The organism is Brevundimonas sp. UBA7664 (genome assembly GCF_002483305.1).
GTDB lineage: Bacteria > Pseudomonadota > Alphaproteobacteria > Caulobacterales > Caulobacteraceae > Brevundimonas.
Window position 1 is genome coordinate 26,957 of sequence record NZ_DLHQ01000051.1, and the last position, 14,848, is coordinate 41,804.

A 14,848-nucleotide genomic window follows, 5' to 3' on the forward strand; every position below is an offset into this window, starting at 1 on the left:
GGAGACCTGACGGATGGGTGGCCTCGGCCCCGGTATCGGCGGCTTTGAAATCCTCGTGATCGGCATCGTGGCCCTGCTTGTGGTGGGGCCAAAGGATTTGCCGTTGCTGATGCGCAAGATCGGCAAGGTGATGGCCCGCGCCCGCGCCATGGCCAATGAGTTCCGCTCCAGCTTCGACGAGATGGCGCGGCAGTCCGAGCTGGACGAACTGCGCAAGGAGGTCGAGGCGTTGCGCAGCGGCCAGGGCATGCATCCGCTGGGGGCGGAAGCCGACGCCGCCTTCCGCGACATTCGCAATGATCTGAACAAGCCGCTGGACACCGAACCGGCCATGCTGCCCGCGCCGGACGAATGGCCGGACAGCCCGCCGGCGATGGCGCCGCTCGACGACGCGCCGGCGCCGAAAGCCAAGGCGAAGACCGCGGCCAAACCCCGCAAGGCCGCGGCGACAACCGCGCCGGCCCCCGTGGCATCGATCAAGACCGCCAGCGGCAAGTCCCGTCCCATCCGCGCGAAGAAGGTCGACCTGTGAGCCGGCTGGATCGGGACGAGGACGAGATCGAGGCGTCGCGCGCGCCCCTGATGGATCATCTGATCGAGCTGCGCGGGCGGCTGGTGATCTGCGTGATCGCCTTCGTCCTCGGCTTCATTCTCTGCTTCGCCTTCGCCGAGCCGCTGTACATCTTCCTGGTCAAGCCGTTCGCGGCGGCGGCGGCCTTCCACCAGTCGGTCGGGCCCGGCGGCCATGTCTCGCCGCTGGACCTGATCCTGGGCACGGCGGGGCTGAAACCCCTGCCCGGCGTCGACGGCCAGACGGTCAATCTGATCTATACGGCACCGCTGGAGATCCTGTTCACCAAGATGAAGCTGGCCGGCTTCGGGGCGATCGTCGTGTCCTTCCCGGTGCTGGCCTGGCAGCTCTACCGGTTCGTGGCGCCGGGCCTGTACCGCAATGAGAAGGGCGCCTTCCTGCCGTTCCTGCTGGCGGCGCCGCTGCTGTTCCTGCTGGGCGCGGCGCTGGTCTATTTCGTCATGCTGCCGTTCGTCATGTGGTTCTCGCTGAGCCAGCAGATCACCGGCGGCGGCGTCTCGGCGGCCCTGCTGCCCAAGGTGTCGGACTATCTGAACCTGGTCACCGCCCTGCTTCTGGCCTTCGGCCTGTGCTTCCAGCTGCCCGTGGTGATGACCCTACTGGGTCTGGCCGGCATTATCTCGTCGAAGGTCATGGCCGAGGGCCGGCGCTACGCCATCATGGCCGTGGTCGTGGTCGCCGCCGTGGTCACCCCGCCCGACCCGATCAGCCAGATCATGCTCGCCGTGCCTCTGGTGCTGCTCTACGAGATCTCGATCTGGTGCGTGCGGCTGATCGAGATGCGGCGGAAGAAGGCTGACGCTGCGGAAGCCTGACCGGAACCTCGGACGAGCGTGGCCGTTTGCACCGGGTTCCCATTCAGGAGTCCGCCCATGACCATCCGCCGCCATCTGACTGCCGTCGCCGCGCTCTCCGCCCTCGCCTTCACCGCCGCGGCCTGCACGCCGGCGAACAACGACGCGGACGCCGACCGCGACACCGATACGACGACGATCATCGAGCGCGAGGTCCCGGCCGATCCGGTGGTCATCGAGCGCGAGGTTCAGGTTCCCGGTCCCCCCGTGGTCATCGAGGACCGCCGCGACGGCGACACCACGACCGTCCGCGCCGGCGAGAACGGCATCGAGGTCGAGACCACCAACCGCTAGGTCGCGACTCCCGCAAACGACAGAGGCGCCGGACGGTTTCCCGTCCGGCGCCTCTTTTCGTTGGGCCTCAGCCGCCGGTCAGCAGCTGTAGTACATGTCGAATTCGACCGGGTGCGGGTGCAGTTGCAGGCGCATCACCTCTTCCATCTTCAGCTCGATATAGCTGTCGATGAAGTCGTCATCCATGACGCCGCCCTTCTTGAGGAAGGCGCGATCCTTGTCGAGGCTGTCGAGCGCCTCCTTCAGCGAGCCGCACACCTCGGGGATCGAGCCGCGCTCTTCCGGCGGCAGGTCATAGAGGTTCTTGTCGGCGGGGGCGCCCGGATCGATCCGGTTCTCGATGCCGTCGAGGCCGGCCATCAGCAGGGCGACGAAGGTCAGATAGGGGTTGCCCATCGGATCGGGGAAGCGGGCCTCGATGCGCTTGGCCTTGGGCGAGTTGACCCACGGGATACGGATCGAGGCCGAGCGGTTGCGGGCCGAATAGGCCAGTTTCACCGGGGCTTCGTAGCCGGGGACCAGGCGCTTGTAGGAGTTGGTCGTCGAGTTGGCGAAGGCGTTGATGGCCTTGGCGTGTTTGATGATGCCGCCGATGTACCACAGGCACATGTCCGACAGGCCGGCGTATTTGTCGCCCGCGAACAGGGGCTTGCCGTCACGCCAGATCGACTGGTGCACATGCATGCCCGAGCCGTTGTCGCCGAAGGTCGGCTTGGCCATGAAGGTGGCCGATTTGCCGTAGGCGGCGGCGACGTTGTGGATGACGTATTTGTACAGCTGCAGCCGGTCGGCCATGGTCAGCAGGTCGCTGAACTTGAGGCCCAGTTCGTGCTGCGCCGGGGCGACCTCGTGGTGGTGCTTCTCGGGCTGCATGCCCAGGTCGCGCATGACGCCCAGCATCTCGCCGCGCAGGTCCTGGGCGCTGTCGGTCGGATTGACCGGGAAATAGCCGCCCTTGTGCGTCGGGCGGTGGCCCATGTTGCCTTCGGAATATTCGGCGCCGGTGTTGGCCGGCAGCTCGATCGAGTCATAGGCGTAGCCGGTGTCGTGCGGCTGGGTCGACCAGCGCACGTCGTCGAAGATGAAGAACTCGGCCTCCGGGCCGAAGAAGACGGTGTCGCCCACGCCCGAGGACTGGACATAGGCCAGGGCCTTCTTGGCCATCGAGCGGCTGTCGCGGTTGTAGGGCTCGCCGGTGTCGGGGTTCAGCACGTCGCAGAACAGGAACATCGTGGTCTGCTGGTAGAACGGATCGATCCAGAAATTGGTCAGGTCCGGCTTGAGCAGCATGTCGGACTCGTTGATCGCCTTCCAGCCGGCGATCGAGGAGCCGTCGAACATGGTCCCCTCTTCGAGGAACTCCTCATCGACCAGGTCGATGTCGAAGGTGACGTGTTGCATCCGACCCTTGGTGTCGGTGAAACGGAGATCGACGTATTTGACGTCCTTCTCCTTGATCTCCTTGAGAATCTTGCCGGCGCTCATGTCTTGTGGATCCTGTCTGGCGGGGGAGGAGGAAAAGCGGCCGCGCCTTGCGGAACGGCCGGTCGATGGATCGTCTATACAGCCTGCGCGCCGGTTTCGCCGGTGCGGATGCGGATGACGTCGAGGACGTCGGAGATGAAGATCTTGCCGTCGCCGATCTTGCCGGTGCGGGCGGCGGTCTGGATGGCGTCGACCACGGAGTTGACCATGTCGTCGGGAACCACCACCTCGATCTTGATCTTGGGAAGGAAGTCGATGACGTATTCGGCGCCGCGGTAGAGTTCGGAATGACCCTTCTGGCGACCATATCCCTTGGCCTCAAGGACAGTCATGCCCTGGACGCCCGCGTCCTGGAGCGCCTCCTTCACTTCATCCAGCTTGAAGGGCTTGATGACGGCTTCGATCTTTTTCATCAGCGTTCCCGGGCGGGCTCCGACAGGCCGCGCGCTCGGGTGGTAAAGGGACATTGCATTGCACAATAAGGCAAGCGTTTTTCGTCCGGAGTCGCCATCCGTGAACGGAACGGACAGCCGATGATCCGGCCCGCCCTGCCCGACTGGCGCGACGCCCTGCCGTGGCCGGCGGCGGATGCGCACAAGCATGCGCGCGGACGGCTGGGCGTGGTGTCGGGCAAGGCGACCCAGACCGGCGCCGCGCGGCTGGCGGCGCGCGCCGGCCTGCGGATCGGCGCGGGGGTGGTGCGGATCCTGTGCCCGCCCGACGCGGCGGCCGTGATCGCCCCGGCCATCGAGGCCATCATGCTGACCCCGTTCGGCTCCGACGAGGCCCTGGCCGAGGCGGCCGAAGGCCTGGATGCGGTGGTGATAGGGCCCGCGGCGGGGGTGAACGACGCCACCCGGGCCAATGTCCGCGCCCTGGCCGGCGCGGGCGCGGCCCTGGTCGTCGACGCCGATGCCCTGACCGTGTTCGAGGGCTGGCCGGCGGACCTGTTCGAGGTGCTGGACCGCGACGACGTCCTGACCCCGCACGAGGGCGAGTTCAAACGGCTGTTTCCCGGACTGCTGGACATGGGCCGCGAGGCGGCGGCGGCCGAGGCGGCGAAACGGGCCGGGGCGGTGGTGGTGCTGAAGGGCGCGGCAACGGTGATCGCGGCGCCGGACGGGCGTCTCTCGGTCAACGACAATGGCGTGCACTGGCTGGCGACGGCGGGCAGCGGCGATGTGCTGGCGGGGATGATCGCCGGGCTGATGGCCCAGCGGATGGACAGTTTCGACGCGGCGCGGGCGGCGGTGTGGATGCACGCCGAGGCGGCGCGCGGGTTCGGGCCGGGGCTGATCGCCGAAGACCTGCCGGAGCGGATTCCGGCCGTGCTGGCGAAGTTGTATTCACAGGCCGGCTGACCGCGACCCCTCGCCCGGTTCAATTCGTCACCGAAGCAGCCTATCCCGACAGCTCCCCCGCCGGAGCCCTGTCTTGTTGATTGTCCTGTCCCCGGCCAAGCGGCTGGATTTCACCGAAGCCGATCCACGCCTGCCCGCCAGCGAGCGGCGCTTCCTCGAGGATACGGCGTCGCTGGCGCGGACGGCGCGCGGCCGCACGGTGGCCGAGCTGCGGCGGTTGATGAGCCTTTCCGACGACCTGGCCCGGCTGAACCGCGAACGGTTCCAGGCCTTTGACGCCGAATCGACCGACGGGGTGCAGGCGGCCTTCGCCTTCGCCGGCGACGTCTATGAAGGCCTGAAGGCGCGCGAACTGGACGAGTCCGGCCTGGCCTTCGCCCAGGACCATGTGCGCATTCTGTCGGGCCTGTACGGCCTGCTGCGGCCGCTGGACCGGATCCAGCCCTATCGGCTGGAGATGGGCACGCGACTGAAGACCCGGCGGGGGTCCAGCCTGTACGATTTCTGGGGCGACCGGATCTCGAAATGCCTGAACGCCGACGCCGAGGGGCAGGGTCAGCGCGTGCTGGTGAACCTGGCCAGCCAGGAATATTTCGGCGCCGTCGACGCGCGGGCGCTGAAACTGCCGGTGGTGACGCCGCATTTCCGCGAATCGAAGGACGGCGAGAGCCGGATCATCTCCTTCTTCGCCAAGAAGGCGCGCGGCGGCATGACGCGGTTCGCCATCGACGAGCGGATCGAGCGGGCTGAGGACCTCAAGGCCTTCGACCGCGACGGCTATCGCTTTGACAAGGCGGCGTCGACCGAGACAGAGTGGATATTCATCAGATCGGGAAATTAAACCCGACTGTCGCCTTCGCAACCGCGAACGGCTAGGCTGGCGATCCAAGACTGACGGACGGACGAGACCCTTATGTTCCAATGGCCCAAACGCGGTGACGGCTCACAGACGGCCAGCGAGCCCTTCCGCGACATCGGCGATCTGAAGGGTCAGGTGGCGGTGATCTCGGGCTCGACCTCGGGCATCGGCCTGGCCTTCGCCCGCGCCATCGCCTCGCGCGGCGGCGACGTGGTGCTGAACGGCCTCGGCGACCCGTCCGAGATCGAACGCACGCGGTCGGAGCTGGAAGCCAGCTGCGGCGTGCAGGTTCGCTATCACGCCGCCAACATGCTGCGCGGCGACGAGGTCGCCGACATGGTCGCCTATGGCAAGCACCAGCTGGGCCGGGTCGACATCCTGATCAACAACGCCGGCGTCCAGCACGTCGAGGCGGTGGAGAAATTCCCGTCCGACAAATGGGAACAGATCATCGCCATCAACCTGTCCTCGACCTTCTATGCGACGCGGGCGGCGATCCCGATCATGAAGGCCCAGGGACGCGGCCGGATCATCAATGTCGCCTCGGCCCACGGCCTGGTCGCCAGCCCGTTCAAGTCCGCCTATGTCGCGGCCAAGCACGGCGTGCTGGGCTTCACCAAGACGGTGGCGCTGGAAGTCGCGCAGGACGGCATCACCTGCAACGCCATCTGCCCCGGCTATGTCGAGACGCCGATCGTCGAGAAACAGGTCGCCGACCAGGCCCGCACGCGGGGGATGTCGAAGGAGGCGGTGCTGAAGGACGTGATCCTGGCGGCCCAGCCGACCAAGCGGTTCGTGACCACGGACGAGCTGACCGGGATGATGCTGTATCTGGTCAGCGACCTGGGGGCGTCGGCCAACGGGGCGAGTTTCTCGATCGATGGCGGGTGGACGGCGCAGTAGCCGATGGCGTGAGCGGCGGCCGTCATGCGCCAGAAACGGCTATCGGGACGCTCTCAACCGTTGGATAATGTGCGCACCGGCTGTCGTTCATGACGCCGATCTTCGCGAATATGCGCGCCGGTAAAGTCATCGCAAGAAATCCGGTCCCGACCCTCGGAGCATCGGCCTGTCATTTCGCCGACCCGATCGGCGGTGGCTTACCCCAGTCAGCACGCCCAGCGTCCCACGAGTGCGACCCGCCGTTGGCGGCTGTTTCCATGGTCAGGGCTCCACAGACGCGAGCCAAGTTCCCGGGCGCTCCACATTGAACGCCCCACTCTCCTCGGCGAAGCGATTCAGCAAGAAGGCGTGCCCGGCGCCATAGACGACCAGCACGCGCTCGCCGGGCGTCTCGGCCAGCCGTACCAGATTGCCGAAAATCTTCAGGTTGCGCCCATGCCAGGCGCCGACCCAGTTGGCTCCCTGGCCGTCTTCCGGCGTCCCCAGCAGAGCGATGTCATAGTAGGGCCTGTGCATGCTCAACAGGTATTCGGGCGTGTTCACCACGGCCAGCCAGTCATGGATCGGCCGGGACTGGACCAGGTCGGTGATCCGTTGCCCGCGAACCGGATTGCGCAGTTCGGCAAGGCGCGCCTGCTCTCCCGCCGCCTCGGCGCCTTGCGTCCAGTCGTAGGCCGCCTGATCGCCCGGCGACGCGTCGTTCCAGTCGACGCCGTAGATCCGCTCGTGGCCCAGTCTCGCCGCCAGCCGAAGGCCAATCTGGTCAATCTCGTTGGCGGTCAGCACATAGGTTCCGGCGCGATAGTCGGCGTAGCGCCGATCAAGGGCGGCCTGATCTCTGGTCTTGATCTCAACGGCGATCCTCGTAGGCCGCCAACGGGCCAGCGCCGCCACCACAGCCTCGATCTCGGCTTGGCGCCGGGGGCTGAGCACGTCGTCAACTTCCGTGCGCAGCACGTCACGATTGTTGTTCGCCAGGTGCACAGTGCCCACCACCATGAGTGAGGGACGGTCTTCGATTAGCCGTTCACTCACCAGCTGGGCCGGCGCAAGCGCTGACTGGGCGAAGGCTGGGACTGCAGTGACGAATGACAGGGCGAGGGCGGCGATAGCGGCTTTCATGGCTCAGTCCTTGTGTTCTCGCTTGGCGCGACCGAGGGGATCTTTGGTTTTAACGGTCTCAGAACTTCATGACGGCAGGGCTCGGCAGCGTCTGAAGAACATACCGACGGCGCTCAACGTGCGGAAGGCGCACGAAACGCATCAGCCAGTTGCGTCGAACGCATTGGTCAAGCGCGGGCAAGGCACAGCTTTCGACGCTGGCCATCGGCAAGTCGGTGTCATTGCTGCATCACGCTGATGGACCAGCAGAACGCGCAGCCGGCTTTCTCAGATCGACGCGCCTGAGCGGGTGGCTGCGGGGCGCAGGTTGACACGAGATGCTCTGGTCAGGAGCGGGCGTTCCAGAATTCTCTAATGAGTCAGGAGCCGTCTTTCAGCGAAGCCAGCGATCACTACCCCACAAACCCCGCCGCGCGCTTCAGCCGGTCGTTGATGGCCTCGCCGAGCCCCTGCACCGGGATCGGCGACACCGCGATCCCCGCCGGCTTCTCCCGATCCGCCTCGCGCAGCCTGCGGAACAGATTGGCCGCCGCCTCGCGCAGATCGCCGGAGGGGCTCAGGCTCCAGCGGAGCGCGCCGACGCCGGGGCCGAAGCCGAGCAGGATCTCGTCGGGGTGCGGGACGACGACATCGATCCGCACCGGCGCTTCGGGCGCATAGTGCAGGGCCATGCGGCCGGGCGAGCGGTGCCCCTCCCCGTCCCTGTCCAGAGGGCCGACGACGGCCTCGATGTCGTCGCGCGTGACCGAGCCCGGACGCAGCAGGGAGACGCGCCCGGCCAGCACCGAGACGACCGTGCTCTCCACACCCACGGCGCAGTCGCCGCCGTCGATGAGCGCCGCCGCGAAGGCCCCGGTCTCTTCGACCGCGTCAGCGAAGGTCGTGGGGCTGGGCCGGCCGGAGCGGTTGGCCGAGGGCGCGACGACCGGGCGGCCGAAGGCAGTGATGACGGCGCGGGCGCGGGCGTGGCCGGGGACGCGGACGGCGACGCTGTCCAGACCGGCGCGGGCGAGGTCACAGACCCGGTCGCGGTCCCGAACCGCCGCCACGATGGTCAGGGGACCGGGCCAGAAGGCCTCGGCCAGGGCCCGCGCCCGGGCGTCGAAGACGGCGATCGTCTCGGCCTGTATGGCGTCGGCGACATGGGCGATCAGGGGATTGAACCGGGGCCGGCCCTTGGCTTCGAAGATGGCGGCGACGGCGACGGCGTTTCCGGCGTCGGCGGCGAGGCCATAGACGGTCTCGGTCGGCAGGATGACCAGGCGGCCGTCCGCCAGGGCGCGCGCGGCCTCAGCGTCGGACACGGTCAGCCGCGTTGCGCCTGAAGCGCCACCCGCACCGTCACCTGCCGTCCGACCAGCCTGTTCCAAGGCCCCGATGTCCCTATGCCGAAGTCCGTGCGATTCAGGACGAATGCGCCCGCCAGATGCGCCCGGTCGCCGGTCACGCGCAAGTCCACCGGAAAGGCGACCGGGAGTGTCACCCCCTTCATCGTCACCCGCGCGCGCGCCGTGTAGCGGTCGCCGCCGAGCGGCTCCAGCGACTGCAGATCGAAGCGGATCTGCGGATAGCGGGCGGCGTCGAGGAAGGCCGGGCCGGTGGCGCGCGCCGAGGCGACCGCCGGCGACATCGCCAGCGAGGCCGACTGGACGACCACGGTGGCGCGGGTCCGGTCCGGATCGGCCGGATCGAAGACGATGTCGCCCCGCCAGTCGGCGAACCGGCCGCTGTGCGCGCCGCCGAAGGCCCGGACCGACAGCTCGATGCGCGAGGCGTCGCGGTCCACGGCCCAGGGAATGGGCACCGCCCCGGTGAGCGTCAGCAGGGCCAGACCGGCCACAAGCAGGGCGGCGAGGCGTCTCACGGCCGACGCGGAATCCACGGGATCATCCGGTGCAGGACATTGTCGCGGTCGACGAACTGGTGCTTCAGCGCGGCGAGGACATGCAGGGCGATCAGGACATAGAGGCCCTTCATCACCAGCTCATGGATGTCGATGATGGCGCGGAAGGCGTCCCGACCGCCGGTGATCGGCAGCAGCGGCCAGTTGAACAGACCGAACCAGCTGAAATCCCGTCCGGTCGCCGACACCGCCGCCCAGCCGGTCAACGGCATGGCGATCAGCAGGACGTAGAACAGGACGTGGGTCGCCCGGGCCAGACCCTTCTCCCAGCGCTTCATGCCGTCCGGCAGAGGCAGGGCCGGATTGGCGACGCGCCAACCGATCCGCGCCAGCGTCAGGACCAGCACGGTCAGCCCCAGCGCCTTGTGAACCTGGACGAATTCGCGGGAGATCGTCTGTCCCTCGGTCGCCTCATGGGCGGTGATCAGCAGCACCTGGGCGAGAATCATCGCCGCGATCAGCCAGTGCAGGACCAGCGAGACAGTGGAGTAGCGATTGCGCGGTTCGGCCATGGGTCCTCGGCGTGTTGAACGGCCCAGACTGGACCAGCTGGACGCTGACGCCAAGGCCGCTTGCATACCGTCGCGGCAAGGCGTCATGAACGCGGATCAGACCGACAGCAAGGCCCGTCCGCATGACCTACCGCGCCCCCGTTCGCGATCTCGCCTTTACCCTGCAGGCCGTCGCGGGCATCGACCAGGTCGCCGCCACCGGCGCCTTTCCCGATTATGACGCCGAAGTGCAGGGCGCCGTGCTCGAGGCCGCGGCGCAGTTCTCGGAAGGCGTGCTGGCGCCGTTGAACCGGATCGGCGACCAGAAGGGTTCGACCTGGGCCGACGGCGCGGTCACCGCCGCGCCCGGCTTCGCCGACGCCTATCGCCAGTTCGCCGAGGGCGGCTGGACCGGCCTGTCCGCCCCCGCCCACGCCGGCGGCCAAGGCCTGCCCAAGGCGCTCGAGCTGGCGGCCTATGAGACGGTGCACGCCGCCAACATGGCCTTCGGCCTGTGCCCCATGCTGTCGCTCGCCGCCATCGAGGCCCTTGAGGCCCACGGCACCCCCTCCCAGAAGGAGACCTACCTCACCAAGCTGGTCAGCGGGGAATGGACCGGCGCCATGGTGCTGACCGAGCCGGGCGCAGGCTCGGACCTCGGCGCCCTGACGGCGACGGCGACGCCGAATGGCGACGGAACCTGGGCCCTGAACGGCCAGAAGATCTTCATCACCTGGGGCGACCACGACGCCACGGACAACATCGTCCACATGGTGCTGGCCCGCCTGCCCGACGCGCCCGCCGGGCCCAAGGGGATCAGTCTGTTCCTCGCCTCCAAATTCCTGCTCAACGAGGACGGGTCACTGGGCGCCCGCAACGCCTTCCGGCCCGTCGGCGTCGAGCACAAGCTGGGCATCCACGCCTCGCCCACCTGCGTCATGTCGTACGAGGGCGCGACCGCCGAACTGGTCGGCCAGCCGAACCAGGGTCTGGCCCATATGTTCGTGATGATGAACGCCGCCCGCCTCGCCGTCGGGGTCGAGGGCGTCGGCATCGCCGAGCGGGCCTATCAGCACGCGCTGGCCTATGCGACCGAGCGCCGCCAGGGCCGGTCGGTCTGGACCGGCGAGGCCAACGCCCCGATCGTCGACCATCCGGACGTGCGCCGCTCCCTGTCGGTGATGAAGGCGAAGATCGCCGCCGCCCGCGCCATCTGCCTGTCCACCGGCGTGGCCGCCGATCTGGCGAGGCACGCGGCGACCGAAGAGGAGCGCCGCCGCTGGAAGGGGCGCGAGGACCTGTTCACCCCGATCGCCAAGGCCTGGTCCACCGACGTCGGCTGCGAGGTCGCGTCGCTGGGCGTGCAGATCCACGGCGGCATGGGCTTCATCGAGGAGACGGGCGCGGCGCAATACTATCGCGACGCCCGGATCGCCCCGATCTACGAAGGCACCAACGGCATCCAGGCCATGGACCTGGTCGGCCGCAAGCTGTCGCAGGACGGCGGCCAGTCGGCGCGCGAACTGATCGCCGATATGAAGGCGACCCTGGCCGTGTTGCCGCATCTGTATTCGGGCAGGCCGCTGGAGCGGTTCGCCGCCGCGGTCGCCGCCGTCGAGGACGCCACCCTTTGGATGCTCGACCGCAAGGCCGCCGCCGACGGGGCGGCGGACGTGCTGGCGGCCGCCGACGCCTATCTGAAACTGCTCGGCGACGTCATCGGCGGCTGGATGCTGGCCCAGGGTGCGCTCTACGCCCGCGACCAGCTGGACGGCGGTCAGGGCGACCCGGCATGGCTGGAGGGCAAGATCACCCTGTACGAGGTCTACGCCGCCAATGTGCTCGGCCACGCCTCGAGCCGGCTGGCCGCCGTGGGCCAGGGCGGAGCGCTGCTGGAGCGGATGAGCGTGGACGTGCTGGCGGGGTAGGCGTTTGCCGTATCCCTCCCCTTCATGGGGAGAGACGATCGCGAAGCGATCCGGGTGGGGTTCGAAAGGGCCGGAGCGCGGACTGACGCGCCCCACCCTGTCGTCGCTGCGCGCCGACATCCCTCCCAATAAAGGGGAGGGAGAAGCGTATTCCGCCTAGATGTGCAGCACCCGCCCATAGGCGTCCAGCGCGGCCTCGTGCATGGCCTCGGACATGGTCGGGTGGGGATAGACGATGCCGTGGATGTCCTCTTCCGTCGCCTCCATGGCGATGGCGGTGATGAAGCCCTGGATCATCTCGGTGACCTCGGCCCCGATCAGGTGGGCCCCGATCAGGGCGCCGGTCTTCGCGTCGAATATGACCTTGACGAAGCCGTCGGTGTCGCCGGCGGCCACGGCCTTGCCGTTCACCTTGAAGGGGAAGCGGCCGATCTTCACGTCCCGCTTCGCCTCGCGCGCGCCCTGTTCGGTGATGCCGACCGAGGCGATCTGCGGCTGGGCATAGGTGCAGCCGGCGATGGGTGAATGGACATTGGGCGTCTTGTAACCGGCGATGTGTTCGGCGGCGTGGATGCCTTCGTGGCTGGCCTTGTGCGCCAGCCAGGGCGCGCCGGCGCAGTCGCCGATGGCGTAGAGGCCTTTGACGTTCGTCTGGCAGTGGCCGTCGATGGTGATGTGGCCGCGGTCCATGTTGACGCCCAGCGCCTCCAGACCGATGCCGTCGGTGTTGGCGGTGATGCCCACGGCCGAGATGCAGACCTCGGCCTCCAGCGTCTCGGCCTTGCCGCCGGCCTCGATGGCCACCTGCACGCCCTTGCCGCCTTTCGAAACCTTGGTGACCTTGCAGCCGACGCGGAATGTCATGCCGCGCTTCTCGAACGAGCGGCGGGCGGCCTTGGAGACTTCCTCGTCCTCGACGGGCAGGATGCGGTCGAGGGCCTCGACCACCGTCACCTCGGCCCCGAGGGCGCGGTAGAAGCTGCCGAACTCGATGCCGATCGCGCCGGAGCCGATGACCACGATCGAGGCCGGCATCGTCTTCGGCGCCATGGCCTCGCGATAGGCCCAGATGCGGTCGCCGTCCGCCTCCAGCCCGATCTGCGGGATGGCCTTGGCGCGCGCGCCGACGGCCAGCATGACGGTCTTCGCCTCGACCGTGCGCGATCCGCCGGCCTTCAGGGCGATGACGACCTTCGGGGCTGCGGCGCCCTTCTCCAGCTTCGCCGTCCCCTCGATGACCTCGATCTTGTTCTTCTTCATCAGGAACGCGACGCCCTTGTTCATGGTGGCGGCGACGCCCCGTGAACGCTGGATGATGGCGTCGAAGTCGAACCCGACCTTGTCGGCGGACAGGCCGTAGTCCTTCAGGTGCGACAGGCTCTCGTATTTCTCGCCCGACTTCAGCAGCGCCTTGGTCGGGATACAGCCCCAGTTGAGGCAGATGCCGCCGAGGCTCTCGCGCTCGACGATCGCGACCTTCAGGCCCAGCTGGCTGGCGCGGATCGCGGCGACATAGCCGCCCGGGCCGGAGCCGATGACGATGAGATCGAATTCAGCCATCTGGGTCTCCTGGGCGGCGTCGGATGTCGCCTCTTTAACGCGCCGGCGCCGCCCGGGGCCACTCCCCTGCCCGCGCGCGACACAATTTGTCAGCGGTCAGGCCGCCATGAAGGCGAGGAAGGCGTCGACGTCCATTGCGGAGATCGCGACCACCAGGGCGGCGGGGAGCAGCACCAGAGCGAAATAGAGAACGGTGTGGGCGGCGCCGCGCCAGGCCGCGGACGCCAGCGGCAGCCCGTAGTAGGCCCGCGCCGACATCACCAGATAGGCCAGATAGGGCCCCAGCAGGGGCCAGGCGGGCGCATCAGCGCCGAACCGGTTGATCAGCGCCAGCAGGATCAGCAGGCCGAACGCCATCGAATGGGCCCACATGGCGAACACGAGGTGCTCCATGAACAGCCGACGCCGCCCGAACAGCGGCATCAGCAGGAGCGCGAAGAGGGGCATCAGCAGCCACAGGGCGTTGGGCAGCCAGGCGCCCATCCGCTCGGTGATGACAGCCTGTTCCCGGTCCGCCTGCAGTTCGTAGGAGAGGTTGGCGCGATCCTTCGGGGTTTCCGCCCGCGCCAGCGCCGCCTCGATCGCTGTCGTGACGCGCGGATCGATGAAGGGGGTCACCCGCTGCTGCATCCAGTGGTCACGCTCGGTCGCGCCCGCCACGTGCACCGTGGCGCCGTCCGGATCGGGCGTGGCGACGACAGCCTGCCCCGGCACCACCTCGCGCACATACTGGAAGATCACGACGTCGCTGAAGTTGAGGACAGCCAGGAACAGGGCCGTCATGACCACGAAGATCTTGATCGGCGAGACATAGAGGCCGCCCGCCCCGGATCGATAGGCCTCGAGCAGGCGGGCCGGGCGGGCGGCGAGGGCGCCGACGGTCCGGACAAGGCGGGAATCGATCAGGGTTGTCTCGGACAGGGCCTCGGCGGCCATGTCGCGCAGCGGGCGCGGCCGCGCGAGCGTATCCTGGCCGCAGCCATGGCAATAGCGACCGACCAGATCGAGGCCGCAGGCCGGGCAGGCCGAAGGTGGTTCCGGATGCGTCGCCAAATCGTCCCCCGGGCGGGAGCCTAGCCGGGCCCGGCCTCGCGAGTCCACGCCTCGGAAACCGCCCGGCCCCGTTCCATGTCGTCCACCACGAGGATCATCTGGTGGTCGTGGTCGCTGTACAGGACCTCGATATTGACGCCGGCCTCGGCCATGCGGCGGGTGAGCTGCCCGAGCTGGCCGGGAACATCCTGCCGCAGCCGCTGCACCAGCACCTCGCGCTCGGCGACCACGCGGATGCCGGCCGCTTCCAGCGCCGCGCGGGCGGTGGGGCCGTCGGTGAACAGGAAATGCGCGACACCGGCGCCGTCGGCGATCCAGGCGCCGCCGCCCTCGATGCTGACCCCGGCTCGCGCCAAGGCCTCGCCCATCTCGGCGAGGGTGCCGGGGCGGTGATCGAGGGCGATGGCGAGGTCGCGCAGCGTGGACATGTCAGTTCAGCGCCG

16 protein-coding genes are annotated in these 14,848 nt (G+C 68.3%); 7 read left to right on the forward strand and 9 right to left on the reverse strand.

What is annotated here, in order from left to right; genetic code table 11:
* The first annotated feature begins 13 nt into the window (after positions 1–13).
* Genes tatB through B2742_RS12295 form a run of 3 tightly spaced genes read left to right on the forward strand, consistent with a single transcriptional unit; the run spans position 14 to position 1,740 of the window.
* Positions 14–532, forward strand: coding sequence for a Sec-independent protein translocase protein TatB (gene tatB / locus B2742_RS15515; RefSeq protein WP_349681130.1), 519 nt, complete (start codon positions 14–16; stop codon positions 530–532).
* Positions 529–1,407 carry a twin-arginine translocase subunit TatC gene (gene tatC, locus B2742_RS12290; RefSeq protein ID WP_292066695.1) on the forward strand — a complete coding sequence of 293 codons (879 nt, stop codon included), beginning with the start codon at positions 529–531 and terminating at the stop codon, positions 1,405–1,407. The genes tatB and tatC overlap by 4 nt, the downstream gene beginning before the upstream one ends.
* 57 nt (positions 1,408–1,464) lie before the next feature.
* Positions 1,465–1,740 (forward strand): hypothetical protein, encoded by a 276-nt coding sequence (locus B2742_RS12295; RefSeq protein ID WP_292066697.1) that lies wholly within the window; start codon positions 1,465–1,467, stop codon positions 1,738–1,740.
* A gap of 78 nt (positions 1,741–1,818) precedes the next feature.
* Here B2742_RS12295 and glnA read toward each other — a convergent pair whose 3' ends face one another.
* Entirely contained in the window at positions 1,819–3,225 is a 1,407-nt protein-coding gene (glnA, locus tag B2742_RS12300; RefSeq protein WP_292066700.1) for a type I glutamate--ammonia ligase, read from the reverse strand.
* 74 nt (positions 3,226–3,299) lie between these two features.
* Positions 3,300–3,638 (reverse strand): P-II family nitrogen regulator, encoded by a 339-nt coding sequence (locus B2742_RS12305; protein ID WP_292066702.1) that lies wholly within the window; start codon positions 3,636–3,638, stop codon positions 3,300–3,302.
* A 120-nt stretch (positions 3,639–3,758) separates the two neighbouring features.
* Between B2742_RS12305 and B2742_RS12310 the strand changes: the two genes are divergently transcribed.
* From B2742_RS12310 to B2742_RS12320, 3 genes are all read left to right on the forward strand, one after another.
* Complete coding sequence (locus B2742_RS12310; protein WP_292066704.1) at positions 3,759–4,586, forward strand: NAD(P)H-hydrate dehydratase; 828 nt, start codon at positions 3,759–3,761, stop codon at positions 4,584–4,586.
* Positions 4,587–4,659: 73 nt separating this feature from the next.
* On the forward strand, positions 4,660–5,427 hold the full coding sequence (gene yaaA / locus B2742_RS12315; protein WP_292066706.1) for a peroxide stress protein YaaA: 768 nt from the start codon (positions 4,660–4,662) through the stop codon (positions 5,425–5,427).
* Positions 5,428–5,499: 72 nt separating this feature from the next.
* A complete protein-coding gene (locus B2742_RS12320; protein ID WP_292066709.1) occupies positions 5,500–6,348 on the forward strand; it encodes a 3-hydroxybutyrate dehydrogenase in 849 nt (282 codons plus the stop codon).
* 261 nt (positions 6,349–6,609) lie between these two features.
* Here B2742_RS12320 and B2742_RS12325 read toward each other — a convergent pair whose 3' ends face one another.
* From B2742_RS12325 to B2742_RS12340, 4 genes are all read right to left on the reverse strand, one after another.
* Positions 6,610–7,470 (reverse strand): DUF5694 domain-containing protein, encoded by an 861-nt coding sequence (locus B2742_RS12325; protein WP_292066711.1) that lies wholly within the window; start codon positions 7,468–7,470, stop codon positions 6,610–6,612.
* Between the two features lie 392 nt (positions 7,471–7,862).
* Positions 7,863–8,780: an L-threonylcarbamoyladenylate synthase gene (locus B2742_RS12330; protein WP_414633066.1), complete on the reverse strand. Its 918-nt coding sequence runs from the start codon at positions 8,778–8,780 to the stop codon at positions 7,863–7,865.
* The gene (locus tag B2742_RS12335) at positions 8,777–9,334 is read right to left on the reverse strand and encodes a YceI family protein (protein ID WP_292066715.1); all 558 of its coding nucleotides are present in this window, start codon (positions 9,332–9,334) and stop codon (positions 8,777–8,779) included. Before B2742_RS12335 ends, B2742_RS12330 begins: the two co-directional genes overlap by 4 nt.
* Positions 9,331–9,885, reverse strand: coding sequence for a cytochrome b (locus tag B2742_RS12340; RefSeq protein WP_292066717.1), 555 nt, complete (start codon positions 9,883–9,885; stop codon positions 9,331–9,333). The genes B2742_RS12335 and B2742_RS12340 overlap by 4 nt, the downstream gene beginning before the upstream one ends.
* A 122-nt stretch (positions 9,886–10,007) precedes the next feature.
* On the opposite strand from B2742_RS12340, the gene B2742_RS12345 reads away from it, so the two are divergent.
* A complete protein-coding gene (locus tag B2742_RS12345) occupies positions 10,008–11,792 on the forward strand; it encodes an acyl-CoA dehydrogenase (RefSeq protein WP_292066719.1) in 1,785 nt (594 codons plus the stop codon).
* A gap of 156 nt (positions 11,793–11,948) precedes the next feature.
* Here the strand turns inward: B2742_RS12345 and lpdA are convergent, their stop codons facing one another.
* The 3 genes from lpdA to B2742_RS12360 all read right to left on the reverse strand — a co-directional run bounded on the left by lpdA (position 11,949) and on the right by B2742_RS12360 (position 14,833).
* A complete protein-coding gene (lpdA, locus tag B2742_RS12350) occupies positions 11,949–13,352 on the reverse strand; it encodes a dihydrolipoyl dehydrogenase (RefSeq protein WP_292066721.1) in 1,404 nt (467 codons plus the stop codon).
* A gap of 96 nt (positions 13,353–13,448) precedes the next feature.
* Positions 13,449–14,405 (reverse strand): DUF3667 domain-containing protein, encoded by a 957-nt coding sequence (locus tag B2742_RS12355; RefSeq protein ID WP_292066724.1) that lies wholly within the window; start codon positions 14,403–14,405, stop codon positions 13,449–13,451.
* A gap of 20 nt (positions 14,406–14,425) precedes the next feature.
* Positions 14,426–14,833, reverse strand: coding sequence for a hypothetical protein (locus tag B2742_RS12360; protein ID WP_292066726.1), 408 nt, complete (start codon positions 14,831–14,833; stop codon positions 14,426–14,428).
* Between the last annotated feature and the right edge of the window lie 15 nt (positions 14,834–14,848).

What these genes read in the sequence shown, in the direction of transcription:
- tatB (WP_349681130.1), top strand. Translation starts at nt 14, where the DNA reads ATGGGTGGCCTCGGCCCCGGTATCGGCGGCTTTGAAATCCTCGTGATC.
- B2742_RS12295 (WP_292066697.1), top strand. Translation starts at nt 1,465, where the DNA reads ATGACCATCCGCCGCCATCTGACTGCCGTCGCCGCGCTCTCCGCCCTC.
- glnA (WP_292066700.1), bottom strand. Translation starts at nt 3,225, where the DNA reads ATGAGCGCCGGCAAGATTCTCAAGGAGATCAAGGAGAAGGACGTCAAA.
- B2742_RS12305 (WP_292066702.1), bottom strand. Translation starts at nt 3,638, where the DNA reads ATGAAAAAGATCGAAGCCGTCATCAAGCCCTTCAAGCTGGATGAAGTG.
- B2742_RS12310 (WP_292066704.1), top strand. Translation starts at nt 3,759, where the DNA reads ATGATCCGGCCCGCCCTGCCCGACTGGCGCGACGCCCTGCCGTGGCCG.
- B2742_RS12320 (WP_292066709.1), top strand. Translation starts at nt 5,500, where the DNA reads ATGTTCCAATGGCCCAAACGCGGTGACGGCTCACAGACGGCCAGCGAG.
- B2742_RS12325 (WP_292066711.1), bottom strand. Translation starts at nt 7,470, where the DNA reads ATGAAAGCCGCTATCGCCGCCCTCGCCCTGTCATTCGTCACTGCAGTC.
- B2742_RS12340 (WP_292066717.1), bottom strand. Translation starts at nt 9,885, where the DNA reads ATGGCCGAACCGCGCAATCGCTACTCCACTGTCTCGCTGGTCCTGCAC.
- B2742_RS12345 (WP_292066719.1), top strand. Translation starts at nt 10,008, where the DNA reads ATGACCTACCGCGCCCCCGTTCGCGATCTCGCCTTTACCCTGCAGGCC.
- lpdA (WP_292066721.1), bottom strand. Translation starts at nt 13,352, where the DNA reads ATGGCTGAATTCGATCTCATCGTCATCGGCTCCGGCCCGGGCGGCTAT.
- B2742_RS12360 (WP_292066726.1), bottom strand. Translation starts at nt 14,833, where the DNA reads ATGTCCACGCTGCGCGACCTCGCCATCGCCCTCGATCACCGCCCCGGC.